The 14614-nt window shown below is 71.3% G+C and carries 15 protein-coding genes; 5 read left to right on the forward strand and 10 right to left on the reverse strand.

Annotated elements, in window-relative coordinates:
* Both ACRX5W_RS20970 and ACRX5W_RS20975 read left to right on the forward strand, forming a co-directional pair.
* On the forward strand, positions 1–353 hold a 353-nt coding region (locus ACRX5W_RS20970; protein WP_436789754.1), incomplete at its 5' end, for a hypothetical protein.
* A 336-nt stretch (positions 354–689) separates the two neighbouring features.
* Entirely contained in the window at positions 690–1625 is a 936-nt protein-coding gene (locus ACRX5W_RS20975) for a hypothetical protein (RefSeq protein ID WP_436789755.1), read from the forward strand.
* A gap of 87 nt (positions 1626–1712) precedes the next feature.
* Here ACRX5W_RS20975 and ACRX5W_RS20980 read toward each other — a convergent pair whose 3' ends face one another.
* Positions 1713–2288 (reverse strand): TetR/AcrR family transcriptional regulator, encoded by a 576-nt coding sequence (locus ACRX5W_RS20980; RefSeq protein ID WP_436789756.1) that lies wholly within the window; start codon positions 2286–2288, stop codon positions 1713–1715.
* A gap of 69 nt (positions 2289–2357) precedes the next feature.
* Here ACRX5W_RS20980 and ACRX5W_RS20985 point away from each other — a divergent pair, with 69 nt between their 5' ends.
* A complete protein-coding gene (locus ACRX5W_RS20985; RefSeq protein ID WP_436789832.1) occupies positions 2358–2957 on the forward strand; it encodes a dihydrofolate reductase family protein in 600 nt (199 codons plus the stop codon).
* A gap of 35 nt (positions 2958–2992) precedes the next feature.
* Here the strand turns inward: ACRX5W_RS20985 and ACRX5W_RS20990 are convergent, their stop codons facing one another.
* Both ACRX5W_RS20990 and ACRX5W_RS20995 read right to left on the reverse strand, forming a co-directional pair.
* Entirely contained in the window at positions 2993–5614 is a 2622-nt protein-coding gene (locus ACRX5W_RS20990) for a cation-translocating P-type ATPase (protein ID WP_436789757.1), read from the reverse strand.
* Entirely contained in the window at positions 5607–6506 is a 900-nt protein-coding gene (locus tag ACRX5W_RS20995) for a universal stress protein (RefSeq protein WP_436789758.1), read from the reverse strand. Before ACRX5W_RS20995 ends, ACRX5W_RS20990 begins: the two co-directional genes overlap by 8 nt.
* A 425-nt stretch (positions 6507–6931) precedes the next feature.
* On the opposite strand from ACRX5W_RS20995, the gene ACRX5W_RS21000 reads away from it, so the two are divergent.
* The gene (locus tag ACRX5W_RS21000) at positions 6932–8680 is read left to right on the forward strand and encodes a SulP family inorganic anion transporter (RefSeq protein WP_436789759.1); all 1749 of its coding nucleotides are present in this window, start codon (positions 6932–6934) and stop codon (positions 8678–8680) included.
* 72 nt (positions 8681–8752) lie between these two features.
* On the opposite strand, the gene ACRX5W_RS21005 is transcribed toward ACRX5W_RS21000, so the two are convergent.
* From ACRX5W_RS21005 to ACRX5W_RS21035, 7 genes are all read right to left on the reverse strand, one after another.
* Positions 8753–8944 (reverse strand): DUF6126 family protein, encoded by a 192-nt coding sequence (locus tag ACRX5W_RS21005; RefSeq protein ID WP_436789760.1) that lies wholly within the window; start codon positions 8942–8944, stop codon positions 8753–8755.
* Positions 8941–9135 carry a hypothetical protein gene (locus ACRX5W_RS21010; RefSeq protein ID WP_436789761.1) on the reverse strand — a complete coding sequence of 65 codons (195 nt, stop codon included), beginning with the start codon at positions 9133–9135 and terminating at the stop codon, positions 8941–8943. The genes ACRX5W_RS21005 and ACRX5W_RS21010 overlap by 4 nt, the downstream gene beginning before the upstream one ends.
* A gap of 44 nt (positions 9136–9179) precedes the next feature.
* The gene (locus tag ACRX5W_RS21015) at positions 9180–9599 is read right to left on the reverse strand and encodes an ATP-binding protein (protein ID WP_436789762.1); all 420 of its coding nucleotides are present in this window, start codon (positions 9597–9599) and stop codon (positions 9180–9182) included.
* Complete coding sequence (locus ACRX5W_RS21020) at positions 9596–10060, reverse strand: pyridoxamine 5'-phosphate oxidase family protein (protein ID WP_436789763.1); 465 nt, start codon at positions 10058–10060, stop codon at positions 9596–9598. Before ACRX5W_RS21020 ends, ACRX5W_RS21015 begins: the two co-directional genes overlap by 4 nt.
* Entirely contained in the window at positions 10057–11745 is a 1689-nt protein-coding gene (locus ACRX5W_RS21025; RefSeq protein ID WP_436789833.1) for a SulP family inorganic anion transporter, read from the reverse strand. The genes ACRX5W_RS21020 and ACRX5W_RS21025 overlap by 4 nt, the downstream gene beginning before the upstream one ends.
* A gap of 68 nt (positions 11746–11813) precedes the next feature.
* Entirely contained in the window at positions 11814–12155 is a 342-nt protein-coding gene (locus ACRX5W_RS21030) for an ArsR/SmtB family transcription factor (RefSeq protein ID WP_436789834.1), read from the reverse strand.
* Between the two features lie 5 nt (positions 12156–12160).
* Positions 12161–12406, reverse strand: a complete 246-nt coding sequence (locus tag ACRX5W_RS21035) for a hypothetical protein (RefSeq protein ID WP_436789764.1) — start codon at positions 12404–12406, stop codon at positions 12161–12163.
* Between the two features lie 546 nt (positions 12407–12952).
* Between ACRX5W_RS21035 and ACRX5W_RS21040 the strand changes: the two genes are divergently transcribed.
* Positions 12953–14497 carry a serine/threonine-protein kinase gene (locus ACRX5W_RS21040; RefSeq protein WP_436789765.1) on the forward strand — a complete coding sequence of 515 codons (1545 nt, stop codon included), beginning with the start codon at positions 12953–12955 and terminating at the stop codon, positions 14495–14497.
* The last annotated feature ends 117 nt before the right edge of the window (positions 14498–14614 follow it).

Here is a 14614-nt window from a genome sequence, read left to right on the forward strand (position 1 = left end):
TGGACGAGCGCGGGCCCGCGCCGTGGCCCACCGCCTCGATCGAGGCCTTCGCCGAGGCGGCCGACCTGTCGGTCGAGCGGGCGACGCTGCTCACCTTCGGCTTCGAACCCCGGGACGCGTACCTGATCGGTCGCGGCGGCACCGGACTGTCCGCGTCCCTGCTCGCCGCGTCCGGCCTACAGGAGAGCCGCGTGGCGGACGCGGGCGCCAGGCTCGCCCGCGAGGCGACGATCGAGGACCGCATGGAGGTGCCCGAACTGCTGATGCCGGACGACCCGGCAGACCTGTGGGCCGACCGCCTCGCCGTCGACCGCGCGGCAGCCTGGTGGAACTCACGGAAACGCAACACCTGAGCGCGACCAGGGCGCAAAACATCGCTACTTTGTCCGCGCTTGCTCGTGCAGCGCTGGTGTCCGTCAGGTCGGCGGCCCATTGGCGGCCGACCTGACGAGGAACCGCCGATGGCCCGGTACAGCCGTAGCGGATGGGCCTGCTGTCGTGGCAGGTTCGCTGCGGGCCGGGCCGATAGGTCCTCGGCGGGCCGAGGCGCGGGGCTGCCTGCCACCTGTCCCGCAGGGTCTTTGCGTCGCCCGATGGAGGAAATCGTTGCCGCCAACGGAGCAACGCGCCTTGAAAACACGAATCACGGGACGGCACGGTGAAAGTTCCAATCGGCCCTGGAGGTGCCCGTGACGGAGCGGGACGCGTCTCCGAAGGATCAGGTCACCACCGTGCTCCAGGCAGCCGTCGGCGGCACTTCCCTGGCGGCCGGGCTCGTATTCGTATTCATCAACGCGGCCTACATTCACTTCTATGAGGAATTTGGTGTACAGCCGGAGCAGGTCGGCCTCAATCGCCTCAATATCCTCGCCAGGACAGGAGGGATTGTTCTGGCGATCATGATCGTGGTGTTCTGTGCGGGGTCTCTCGCGGTCAGGTTCCCGTCTGGCAGACGGACTTCGCTCACCGCCTTTTCTGCCTGCGCCCTGGCATTCGCTTTCGCGGCGTACCGCTCCTTTGAATGGGCCTACCCCTGGGCGATTCTGAACGATCCCCCCGCCATTCTGCCGAAAGCAGGGGTAGGACTATTCCTGGGGACCTTTGCCCTTGGCTTCTGGCTCGTCGGATCCACCAGGGAGACGTGGCGCGATCGTCGGTATCAAGATGTCGCTCCTCGTGTGGTCGCCGAACGCAAGAGGAACTTCTGGTTCAGGTCGGCAGTCGGCCTATTCGCTATCGTGATGGCAATGGCGCTTGTCGAATTCGGTGCCGTGCAAGCCCGCCAGGAAAGCGTTCTTGCCGGCAAGAACGTCAAGGCGGCAACCATCCTCGAATACCCATTTCTGGATGTCAAAGCGCGATACGCCAGAGTCCTCCAGTCCGATGTGAAACCCGATGTGCAGGCGAGACTACAAGATCCTTGGCTGCTCTATCTGGGGCGGAATTCTGATTCCGCGGTATTCGTCAGTTGTGGAAGCGCCATCACATTATCTGCGGCGAACCTCGCGTTCGAGACAACCAACAAGGACGAGCCCTACGGTGGGGATAAGGACAAGTTGACCGGGAGCGGCCGCAACGCGGAACAAGCCAGGGACAGGTACAGGCGTTTTTGCGATTCGCGTTGAGACACGCTCCAGGCACCACTTCCTCCCACCGGAGGTATGCAAGCTGCTGCGACTCAAGGCGGTCGATGTCGGTTTGGTGGTGCCGGGTCAGGAGTTCACGATTCGGTCGACGGCCGCGTTGACGAGTTGGTCGCGTTCGGCGGCGGTGAACACGTCGGGCAGGGTGAGTTGTTCGACGATGAGCCAGTTGAGCGCCAGGTAGAGCAGCCGTACGGCGGTTGCGTCGCCGGGTAGGCCGGACGCCTCGTTGTAGGCCACGTTGGCGGCGACATCGGCACGTACGCGCTCGGTGAGTACGGCGCGCAGCCCCGGGCGCCGGGTGGCCTCCAAGCGCAGTTCGAGCAGCGCCAGGTAGCCGGTGCGGAAGGCGCTGACCCGCTCCACGAGCTCGCGCATCAACGTGGCGTAGGTCTCCCGGTCCGTACCGGCCGACCGATGGCGGGCGATCATCGCCTCGTCGGGCTGAAGCCGCTCGTACACCCGTGCGCCCGCCTGGGTGAGCAGGTCGTCTCGGTTGGCGAAGTAGTTGGACGCTGTCCCGGGCGGCACCGCGGCCGCGGCGTCCACCGCCCGCAGGGTCAGCCCCCGCGCACCCTCCCTGGCCAGGACCTCGATGGCGGCGTCGACCAGTGCCGCTCTCCGTTCGTCGTTCCTGCGGGCCATTGACACCACTCCAAGCAAAGTAGTAATTTCAAAGTACTTCAGTCAGAGTACTTCAATCGGAGCATGTCCATGCGCGAACTTGTGTACTACATCGCTTCCACCCTCGACGGCCACATCGCCGGCCCGGACGGCGCCGACCCCACCGGCCCCGACGGTTTCTGGCCGGTCCCGGGCGACTACCTGGAGCATCTCGCCACCGAGTACCCCGAGACCCTGCCCGGCCCGGCCCGTCAGGCACTCGGCATCACCGCCGAGGGCACCCGCTTCGACACCGTCATCGGAGGGCGGAAGACGTACCAGATCGGTCTCGACGCCGGCGTCACCGACGCCTACCCGCACCTGCGTCACCTGGTGTTCTCCCGAACCCTGACCGAAAGCCCGGATCCAGCCGTCGAGCTGGTCACCGGCGATCCGATCGCCAAGGTCCGGGAACTGAAGCAGCAGGACGGCAAGGACATCTGGCTGATCGGGGGCGGGGAACTGGCCGGCGCCCTTTACCCGGAGATCGATCGGCTCGTCATCAAGCTCGCCCCCCTGACCATCGGCACCGGCATCCCGCTGTTCGGCCGCAGCGCGACGTTCGATCCGCGCAACTGGCGGTTGACCGACCACACCGTCCTGGACAGCGGCGCGGCCTTCCTGACCTACGCCCGGCCCTCGACCGGGTAGGACGAGCTGTTCGCGGCGCGGCCCCGAGGACCGGTTCATCCGGGGGCGCGCAGGCGTCGCTGTGTGCGGGCGGCGGCGAAGCCGGTGACGGCTCCGAGGAGGGTGGTGGCGAGTTCGGTGGTGTTGAGCGCTTCGGTCTTCAGCAGTTCTTGGAGGACGGGGACGTACAGGGCGAGCAGACCGAGTGCGACGGAGCCGAGGACGGCGGCGGGCAGGGAGGGGTTGTCGCGGGTCAGCGGCCGGTCGCGCAGGCCCATGACAATGCCGAGCTGGGCGAACAGCAGGGTGATGAAGAGCATCGACTGCCAAGGGCGTTGGTCGTGGTCGGCCCAGGTGCCGACGGCGAGGGTGACCGCGGTGACGACCGCGCCGAGGACGAGGATGCGCTGCCACAGGCCGTCGCCCAGGATGCTTTGGCCGGGTGGGCGCGGCGGGCGGCGCATGCTGTGCGGTTCGGTCGGTTCTGCGCCGAGGGCGACGCCGGTCAGGCCGTGGGTCAGAAGGTTGATCCACAGAATCTGGGCGGCGACGAGTGGGACGGCCAGCCCGAACGCGGGGCCGAGCAGCATGACGGCGATCTCGGCCGCGCCGCCCGCGAGGCCGTACAACAGGAAGCGGCGGATGTTGGTGTAGACGCGGCGGCCTTCCTCGACCGCCGCGACAACGGTGCCGATTTCGTCGTCGGCGAGCACGAGGTCGGCCGCCTGCCGTGCGACTTCGGTGCCGCGGCGGCCCATCGCGACGCCGATGTCGGCCTGTCGGAGCGCGGGGCCGTCGTTGACGCCGTCGCCGTTCATCGCGGTGACCGCGCCGTCGGCGCGCCAGGCCTGGATGATCTCCAGTTTCTGTTCCGGCGTCGTACGGGCGAACACGCGCGTCGCGACGACCTGGGACGGTGCGGCGTCCGGGAGTTCGGCCCCGGTCAGCACCTCGGCGTCGTCGTCGGCGATGCCCAGGCGGCTCGCGATGGCGCGGGCGGTCGCGGGGTGGTCACCGGTGATCATGACGGCGGTGATGCCGGCTGAGCGGCACGCGCGAACGGTCTCGCGGGCCGACGGCTTGGGGGGATCGCTGATCGCGACCAGGCCCAGCAGGGACATGGTGTTCTCGACGTCCTCGGCCCGGGCCGGGACCGCGTCGAGGTTCCGTGTCGCCACGGCGAGCACACGGTGGCCTTGGGCGGCGAGTCGGTCGGCGGCATCGCGTGCCGAGGCGAGCAGTTCGGCTGTGCCTTCGACGAACTCCGGTGCGAGTACGACCTCGGGAGCGCCCTTGAGGACGGCCCGGATTCGGCCGGCGCGGTCCCGGTGAACGGTGGTCATGCGCTTGCGGGCGCTGTCGAAGGGCGCCTCCGCGACACGGGGGTGTTCGGCGCGCAGGTCGTCGCGGTCGAGCCCGAGCTTGGCCGCCGCGGTCAGCAGCGCCGCCTCGGTCGGGTCGCCGAGGGTTGTCCAGGATGCGTCGGGGGCTTCTGCCGCGGGTGGCACCAAGGCGGCGTCGTTGCACAGGGCGGCTGCGGTGAGCAGCTCGCGCAGGTGGGCGTCCCGCGTGTCGGCGCGGCGTCCGTCGACGAGGACTTCGCCGATGGGTGCGTAGCCAGTCCCGCTCAGGTCGGCGGTGCCGTACGGCGTCCACAGCCGCTGCGCGACCATGCGCCCCTCGGTCAGGGTGCCGGTCTTGTCGGTCGCCAGGACCGTCACCGATCCCAGCGTCTCGACGGCGGGCAGGTTGCGGACGATCGCCCGGCGCGCGGCCATGCGGCGTGCGCCGAGGGCGAGTCCGAGCGTGACGACCGCGGGCAGCGACTCGGGGACCGCCGCGACGGCCAGGCTGATCGCGGTGACCGCCATCTCCTCGACCGGCCGGCCGCGCAGCAGGCCGAGGACGAACACCACGACGCACAGCGCGATCACGACCGCCGCCAGCACACGCCCGAGCTGGGCGAGGCGGCGTTGCAGGGGCGTGGGGCCGGGCCGTCCGGTCATCAGGGCCGCGATCCGCCCGAGCGTCGACGCCGCGCCGGTGGCGGTGACCAGGCCGACACCGCGACCGCGGGCGACGACCGTCCCGGCCTGGAGCCGGCCGGCCGGATCGGGTCGGTCGGGTTTCGCACCGCTGCCCGCGGCGGTCGCCGGGGCGGTCTTGTCGACGGGGACCGATTCGCCGGTCACCGTCGACTCGTCCACGAGCAGCGCGGACGCGTCGAGGAGATCGGCGTCCGCGGGGACGATGTCGCCCTCTTCGAGGAGCACGACGTCGCCGGGCACCACGTCGGCCGAGGGGATCTCCGTCTCGCCGCCGTCGCGCCGCACGCGGACGGTCGGCGCGGACAAGTCCGACAGCGCCGTCACGGCCTTGTCGGCACGTACCTCCTGAATGACACCGACGACGGTGTTCACCGTGACGACCAGCAGAATCACCGCGGTGTCGGCGAAGTCGCCGGTGAGCGCGGTCAACACCGCGGCGCCCAGCAGTACGAGCACCAGCGGGTCGCGCAGTTGGGCGACGACGCGTGCCCACAGCGGAGTCCGGGCGCCGCGCGCGACGCTGTTGGGGCCGTATTCGGACAGTCGTTCGGCGGCCTCCCGGGTGGTGAGGCCGCCGAACGGGTCCTGTGCCGCCGGCTTGGCGGCGGACCGGGTTTCGGGTTCACGCATCGTCGGACCCGCTCGGGACGACGACCAACGGGCAGCGGGCGTGGTGCACGAGCCCGTGGCTCACCGAGCCGAGGAGCATGCGGCGAAACCCGCCCACGCCGCGGGAGCCCACGACCAGCGACAGCGCGTCTTCGGACGCTTCGGTCAACATGCGTACCGGATGCCCCGCACGAACCTCGCCATGAGCCGGGACGTCCGGATACCGGGCCGTCCACGAGGTGAGGGAGCGCTCCAGCGTCTCCCGGGAGTCGCGGGCGGCGGCGTCCGCGACCATGGTGGCGCCTGTGCCCAGCGGGAACGACCAGGCGAGGACCGCGAGCACCGAAGCACCGTGCGCGGACGCCTCGTCGAACGCAAACTCCATGGCGAGGTCCGCGCCCCGGGATCCGTCCACGCCCACGACGACGGTGGGCGGCGTGGGCGTGGCGTCGCTGTGTGGGGCATGACGGATGACGGCCACCGGGCACGAGGCGTGCGCGATCACCGGAACCGCGACGCTCCCGGTGGTGAACGCCTCGCGCAGAGACGACAGGTGACGCGAGCCGAGGACGACCATGGACGCTCCCTCGGCCGCTTCCCCGAGCACGTGCTCCGCGGTTCCGTCCGTCAGCCGCTCGTCGACGTGCAGATTCGGGTGCCGGGCCAGCGCCGCGGTCCGTACTTCGTTCAGGAAGCGCCGGTTGGCGTCCCGATAACGGCTGTGCCAGGTCTCCCAGGGGGCTTTGGGGGCAAGCGACTCGTCCGCACCGAACGGCCAGTCGAGCGCGCGGACCAGGCGCAGCGGCCGACCGTGCAGCGCGGCCTCGTCCGCGGCCCAGGCCGCGGCCAGCCGCCCGGCGTCGGTGTCCTCGACACCGACGACGATGGGCGCGTTCGTCGGAACGCTGGGCATGTCCGGTTCCCTTCCGCGGCCGACCCGGTGCCGGTCGCTGCTTTCGACTCTGTGCCACGGCCGACCGCCTCGCCACGGCTGCTCGGCCCTGTGCAACTGCTCGCAAGCGGGTTACCCGTTCTGCCCGCCTATCGTCCCGTCGTCCTGCCGGCCGATGCCGACGCGGAAGCCGCTCGGGCCGGGGAGCCGGGACGACCGGTGAGGCCGGTCCTGCGCCGCAAGTCCGAAGCATCGACTCTTCTGCTTCCCGTACCGGGCCACGGCACCCGCCGCAACCGCCGGGTCAGCGCTCGGTCAGAATCCTCGCACCCGCCAAGCGGATCGTCGGGCCACCCCGACCCGAGGCGACGCGGGCGGCGGGCGTCCGCGTCGTACGGCCCCAGGTTCGAGGCGTTGCCTTGCGGCAACGCGGTGGAAGGAGGCACATGGCCCAGCCCCCTGGCTCCGACGGGCCGAGCCGGCGCCGTTTTGTCCCCGGGATGCCCGGAGTCGCCGTGCTGAGGGAGTATCGGCTTGGTTGGCTTCGCGGGGATGTCGTCGCCGGTGTGACGGTTGCCGCGTACCTGGTGCCTCAGGTCATGGCCTACAGCAGCATCGCCGGCCTGCCACCGGTCGCCGGACTGTGGGCGATCCTGCCCGCCATCGGGATTTACGCTGTGCTCGGGTCCTCCCGGCTGCTGTCGGCCGGGCCGGAGTCGACGACCGCCCTGATGACCGCGACCGTGGTCGCACCGCTCGCGGCCGGGGACGCCGGGCGCTACGCGGTCCTCGCCGGGAAACTCGCCGTCGTGATCGGGGGGTTGTGTCTGATCGCGTGGGCCGCCCGCCTCGGTTTCGTCGCCGACCTGCTCTCGCGCCCCGTCCTGATCGGCTACCTCGCCGGCGTCGCGCTGCTCATGATCGTGGACCAGCTTGCCAAGCTGACCGGGGTGCCGGTCGACGGCGACGGCTTCTTTCCCCAGGTGTGGTCGTTTCTGAGGCGGCTGCCCGAGGCGGAGACGGCGACCGTCGTCGTCAGCGCCGGCGCGTTGCTGCTGCTGTTCGCCACGGCGTACTTCTTCCCCCGCGTGCCGGCGCCGTTGCTGATCGTCGTGCTCGGCGCCATCCTGGTGGCGGTCCTCGACCTGGAGCGGCACGGGGTCGAGTTGGTCGGCACCATCCCCTCCGGACTCCCCGAGTTCTCCGCACCGGACCTCGGCGAGCTGCACCAACTCGCGCTCCCCGCCGCCGGCGTGCTCCTCGTCGGCTACACCGACATGATCCTCACCGGCCGCGCCTTCGCCTCCACCGACAAAGGGGAACGCCTCGACGCGAACCAGGAGCTGCTCGCGCTGGGCACCGCCAATCTCGGCTCGGGCCTCCTGCACGGCTTCCCGGTGAGCAGCAGTGCCAGCCGGACCACGCTCGCCCAGGCATCCGGCGCCCGGACGCAGGCGTACGCCCTCATCGCGGGCGCGTGCGTCCTCGCGGTGCTGCTTTTCCTCGGCACGCCTCTCCGGTACGTACCGAAGGCCGTGCTCGGCGCGCTCGTCGTCTACGCCGCCGTCCGGATGCTCGACCTGGCGGGCTTCCGGCGGCTGGCGTCCTTCCGCCGCCGGGAACTCCTGCTGGCCCTCGGCTGCCTCGCCGGGGTCCTCGCCCTCGACATCCTGTACGGGGTGCTGGTGGCCGTCGGCCTGTCGGTGGCCGAACTGCTGACCCGGGTCGCGCGCCCGCACGATGCCGTCCAAGGGATCGTGCCAGGCGTGGCCGGCATGCACGACATCGAGGACTACCCGCACGCCCGCACCATCCCGGGGCTGGTGGTCTACCGCTACGACTCGCCGCTGTTCTTCGCCAACGCCGAGGACTTCCGCCGCCGCGCCCTGGCCGCCGTCGCCGAGGAAAGCTCCCCGGTACGGTGGTTCGTCCTCAATACCGAGGCCAACGTCGAAGTCGACATCACCGCGCTGGACTCGCTCGACTCCCTGCGCCGGGAACTGACCGAGCGCGGCATAACCTTCGCCCTGGCCCGGGTCAAGCAGGATCTGCACAAAGACCTGGACGCCTACGGTCTGATCGAATCCATAGGGCCGGCACGGATCTTCCCGACCCTGCCCACCGCGGTGAACGCGTACCAGGCCTGGCGGGATGCCGAGGAAGACGACACACAGGCAACCGGCCGTCCCGCATAGCCTGGACGACGCATGGGACATGCGTCGCCAATGAGCCGACCTTCGGAAGCGGCGACCACGGCGACGCAAGGGTCAGGTTCCGCCGTGGCCCGTGAGGTAGATCGCGAGCCAGATGGCGCCGCCGACGAGGTGCGTGCCGAAGAAGAACACGAGCATCCAGCGGATGATGCCCCGTTCGATGTCTCTCTGGGATTGTCCGCGCCGGACGGGCGGGCCCGGCGCGGTGGTCGGGGAGTGCGGGGGATCGTGGCGCCGGTCGGTCATGACGGCTCCCCGTCGCGCGAGAGCGGTTCGACGCTGTCCTCGCGGGCACCGCCGGGGGCGGTGGGGCGGATGCGCAGGTTGGCGCCGTCGATGGCGGCTCGGTCGAGTGCGGCGCGGACCGTCGCGGCGTCGGCGCGCCTGGGCGGAACCGGGATTCCGTCGGGGGTGATGACGGTGATTTCGTACGGCATGGTGTCGGCCTCTCGGCATGGGGTTGCGCGGGCATGGTGGCCGGTCACATCGGCAGGGTGATCCAGATGGTCTTGCCGCGTTCGTCGATGTCGGGACGGGCGATGTGCGTGCCGCCGAGTTCGTTGACGAGTTCGGCGATGAGGTCCAGGCCGCGTCCGGCCCGGTCGGTGGTGGGGGTGAAGCGCGGCAGGAAGGGGTGGCGGTCGTGGACGCCGAAGGCCAGGACGCCGTCGGCATGGGCGTAGATGACGTCGAGGCTGGGGGAGGCCGGAGCGGCGTGCCTGACGCTGTTGGTGACGAGCTCGGTGAGGATCAGCAGCGCCTGGCCGAGGGTGAGGTGGGTGGGGGCGACACCCCAGGCGGTCCAGGTCTGCTCGCCGGTCCGGCGGGCCAGGGCGACGGTGGCCGGAAGAGTCGGAGCGGTCAGCACATGCCGGCGGTGCGCGGCGGTCGGCAGGGTCATCGCGTGCTCCCGCGGCGCTGCTTGTCGGGGACGGAGTGGGCGGGGCGGACGAGCCGGTGGCCGGTGACGCTCTGCGGGTGCAGCCGCAGCAGGGTGTCGTGCGGGCCGAGTGCCCAGCCGGGCAGGTTGCGGCGGTGGTGCGCCTCGATGTGCGGGTCGGTGACCGGTGTGGCCGGGCCGAGCGCGGTGACGGACCATCCGTGCGCGGCTGCCGGGTCGATCTCGTCGGCGTGGTACGCGAGGATCGCCGGCCTGTCGGCGGAGCCGGACAGTGCGGCGGCGGGTATCGCGGCGCGCACGACCAGGGCGCCGTGTTCGAGGACGTGCCGGGCGGGACGGATCGCGGGCAGACCGTGCAGGGTGAACACCAGGCGGCCGACGGTGGAGCCGTCCAGCAGCCACAGGGCCTCGGCGCCGGAGACCTCCACGAGGCGCGGAGCGGACGAGCCGGAGGCGGTCATCGGGCACGCTCCCATCGGCCGATTTCTGCGGTGATCCCGGCGCCGTCCTCGGCGGTTGTGTCGTGGCCGGCGCCGACGGGCAGGATCCCGGCGTCGTGAAGGTGCCTCCGCGCGTCGGCGATCGCCTCCGGGGTGGTGGCGAACACCCGTCCTGCCGTCCGCAAGTGGTCGACGACCCCGAGGGCGTCGAGGGTGCGGTGGTGGTCGGGCCTGATGCCGGAGACGTACACGGCGATGCCCCGGGCTTCGAGGCGGTCGACCGCGTCCCCCAGGACGAGCGCGCCCGAGGCGTCGATGGTGCTGACCCGGGACATGCGCAGGATCACCACCTGGACATCGGCGACGTCGGACAGCTCCAGCAGGAAGCGGTGCGCGGCGGCGAAGAACAGCGGGCCGTCGATGCGGTACGCCACGATGTGCTCGGCCAGCAGCGCGTGTTCCTCCGCGCTGTGGTCCTCGGAAAGGTCGTCGTGCAGCGGCACGTTCTCCAACCGGGCGTCCTTCGCGACCGCGCGCAGCGCCAGCGCCCCGGCGACCAGCAGCCCCAGGATGACCGCCTTGACCAGGTCCAGCGCCAAGGTGGCGGCGGCGGTCGCCACCAGGATCACCGCGTCCGAACGGGTCGCGCGGGCCATCGCGCGGACCGAGCCGACCTCCACCATGCGGATCGCGGTGGCCAGCAGCACCCCGGCGAGCGCGGCAAGGGGGATTCTCTCCACCAGCGGGGCGGCGGCGAACACCACGCCTGCCAGTACCACCGCGTGGGTGATCGCGGCGAGTCGCGACCCGGCGCCGCTGCGCACGTTCACCGCGGTCCGGGCGATCGCCGCGGTGGCCGGCACCCCGCCGAACAGCGGGGTGGCCAGGTTGGCGATCCCTTGGCCGAACAACTCCCTGTCGGGGTCGTGCTTCTGATTGACCGTCATGCCGTCTGCCACGGTCGCCGACAGCAGCGACTCCAGCGCCGCCAACGCCGCGACCGCGACCGCGGGGGCGAGCAGCGAGGACAACGCCGAGGCGTCGACGAACCCGAAGTCCGGAGCCGGGAGTCCGGCGGGCAGTTCGCCGATCCGCGCCACATCGAGGTGCGCAACTTGCGCGGACACGGTCGCGGCGGCGACCGCGAGCAGGGAGAACGGCACGGTGGGGCGCCGACGCGCACCCAGCAGCATGACGACCGCCACCGATACGGCCAGCACCGGAGCCGCGCCGTGCGGTCCGCTCGCGAAGTCCCGGACGGTGCGCCACGCCACGACCGCGGTGTTGTCGCCCTCGGGCACCGGCACGCCGAGCGCGGCCGGGACCTGCTGCAAGGCGATGATCCCGGCGATGCCGAGCGTGAACCCCTCGACCACCGGGGCGGGGATGTAGGCCATGTAGCGGCCCGCACGAACCAGGGCCAGCCCGATCAGCAGCAGCCCGGCCAGGAAGCCCACGGTCAGGACACCGTTCGCGCCGTACTTGTGCACGATCGGTACGAGTACGACCGTCATCGCGCCGGTCGGACCGGACACCTGGAGGTTCGACCCGCCGAACACCGCCGCCAGCACACCCGCCACGACGGCGGTCGCCAGCCCCGCCTCCGCGCCCAGCCCCGAGGAGATTCCGAATCCGAGGGCGAGCGGCAGCGCGACAATGGCCACGGTGAACCCGGCCATCAGGTCCCGGCGCGGCTGTCGGCGCATCGCCGCCACGTCGGCGCGTACGGGCAGGAGGGAACGCAACCGGCGCCATGCCGGACGACACCACGTGCTCACTGTGCGGCGGCCTCCGCCTCGCGCAGTTCCTCCAGCAGTTCGTGCTGCCCGGCGAGCATCTCGGTGAGAATGCGGCGCGCGGCCCGCATGAGGTCGGCGACGTCGCCACCGGCGAGCTGGTAGACCACGGTCGCGCCGTCCCGGCTGGAGGTGACGATGCCCGAGCGGCGCAACACCGCGAGCTGTTGGGACAGGCTGGACGGCTCGATCTCGATCGCGGCCAGCAGGTCACGCACGGGCATCGGCCCGTTCTGCAACAGCTCCAGAACCCGGATGCGCACCGGGTGGCCGAGCATGCGGAAGAACTCCGCCTTCGCCTGGTACAGCGGAACCGGCACCACAGTCACCTTCTTTCCTCCTCACATGCGGCAGCGCCGCTGCCGTTCGCCGTTCGGCCGTCCTCGCCCGCGGGCACCTCGACGCGTTCGATCCGCGCGAGCGCCAGCGCCTCCTCCATCTCGTCCACGGCGTCCCGCACCGCGGACGCGTTGCGGGACGCGGCTGCCGCGGCCAAATCCGCGCGGGCCTTCCGCACCCGGCCGCGTACCGCTTCGGCGTGTTCGTCGCCCGTCCGCTTCGCAGGGGTCAACCGGCCTGCTCCGTTCGTTCGAAGGGATTGGTGTACGCCCGTTCCGCCATCGCTCCGGCGTCCTTCCTCGTCCGCAGGAACGCGTCGCGGACCGCGCCGCAGGACCGACCGTTGTGCCGCCCGCGTGCCCGACAACGCGATCGGCCGCACGCGACGAGGCCGGACGACCCTCACGGCCCATCGGGCAGCCCATCCGACGCGCGCATGAACCATCATGTAAGGAATTGAAGAAATTTGCAATTAACCAACAAGGTCATCCCGTCCGCCTGGTGAGGACGAGGCGCAACGCCGGCAGCGGGGCGCGCCTTCGACGAAGGCAAACCGGGCGCCTCCAGGCCGTCCCGAAGCCGGCGGACGGCGTGCCCCGGCTCCACTTTGAACGTGAACTTGTCGTAGCGCGCCGGGAGTTCGACACCGCCCCAGACGGCTCCTCACCGCCTCCCGAACCGGTCGGGGGAGGGCTTCAAGGCGCGTTGGTAAGGTCCGGCGGTGCGCCGGTGTCCGGCCGGGAGCGCGGGGGACGGAGTTCGGGAGGATGGAGACCCTGTGCAGAGGCAACTGCTCGGCGACCGCTACACCGTCACGACTCTGCTCGGCCGCGGCGGGATGGGCGAGGTGTGGGAGGCCTGGGACGCCGAGTTGGAGCGTACGGTCGCGGTCAAGCTGCTCACCTCCCCGCCTGCGGGCCCGGCCGCCGACCCGTCCGACGACCCGCGTGGCGGCCGACCGCTGCGTCGCGAGGCACGGGCGGTCGCGCGGTTGACACACCCGAACATCGCCGCGGTCCACGACGTCGGCCGTGCCACGGACGGGCGCGACTTTCTCGTGATGGAGCTGGTGCACGGGGCGAGCGTGCGCGAGCTGCTGGTCGGGGGTCCGCTGCCGTGGCCGACCGCGGCCGACATCGGTGCGCAGACCGCGCACGCGTTGGCGGCGGCGCACCGGGCGCAGGTGGTCCACTGCGACGTCAAGCCGTCGAACCTGCTGGTCACCGAGGACCACGTGGTGAAGGTGGTCGACTTCGGCGTTGCGGCCACCGGGCCGAATTCCACGTCCGACGGCGGCCCGGTCGCGGGTCGTGTGGAGCTGGTGGGTACGGCCGCGTACACCGCGCCCGAGCGTGCTTTGGGGCATCCGCCCCGCCCGGCGGCGGACCTGTACTCGCTGGGTTGTGTGCTGTACGAGGCCCTGACCGGACAGCCGCCGTTCGCCGGTGACGCGCCGACAAGCGTGCTGCACCGGCACGTTCGCGAACTGCCGACCCCACTGGGACAGCTACGACCGGACGTCCCCAAGGAGTTCGCCACGCTCGTGGACCGGCTCCTGGCGAAGAACCCGCACGACCGGCCGGATTCGGCCGCCGCGACCGCGGCGATGCTCGCCGGCATCGCGGGCACCGCCCCGGCCGGGCAGGCCGCCGGGGCGGATCCGGGCGCCACGCAACTGCTGCCGCCCGTACCGTCGGCAGCCGCCGACGACCCGCCCACCGCGCTGCTCCAGCCCGCGACCGAAGACGAGCACGTGCCGCATTCGGATGGTCGTCGTGACCGGCGTGGTCTGATGCTCGCCGCGGGGCTGGTCGGTGCCCTGCTGGCCGTCGGGCTGGTGATCGGGCTCCTGGTCGCCATCGACACCGGCGGTGGTTCCGAGGCACCCGAGGCAAAGGCCACCACCGGCGCCCCCACCTTGCCCGGCCCCTCCCTCCCGGCTTCACCGGGGACGGCAACCGCCTCCGAAGCCGCGGCACCATCGGCTGCCGCCTCACCGACCACGGCGTCCCCCACCCCGACGACCTCGGCGCCGACCTCCGCGCCGGCGACCACCACACCCCCGGTGACACCACAGGCCGACCTGGCCGCAGATCTGAGCGCCGCCTACACCACCGCGTCGGCCGGCATGCAGCCGAACCTGGCCCGGTCGACCCGCAGTGACGTGAACGAGATTGTCGCGAATCTGCGGAGCGGCGAAGAGGACAAGGCCGCCGCGAGAGCCCGCGACCTGCGCGGACGCTTGGTCGAAGCGCAGCAGAAGGGCCGGTGGGACGGCGACGCCGCGTTCCTGCAACTCCTCGGCCGTATAGCCGCCGGCTGAACCGGCGACCCGCTGGTCACGATGCGTGCGGTGCCCTGTCACCCCGGACTCCGGCCCCGCCTGACGGACTCAGCGGGTGGGACCGGGAGAAAGGCAACGGCGGCGTCCGCGCGGACG

The sequence above is a fragment of the Yinghuangia sp. YIM S10712 genome (assembly GCF_051388935.1).
In the GTDB taxonomy this organism is placed as follows: Bacteria; Actinomycetota; Actinomycetes; order Streptomycetales; family Streptomycetaceae; genus Yinghuangia.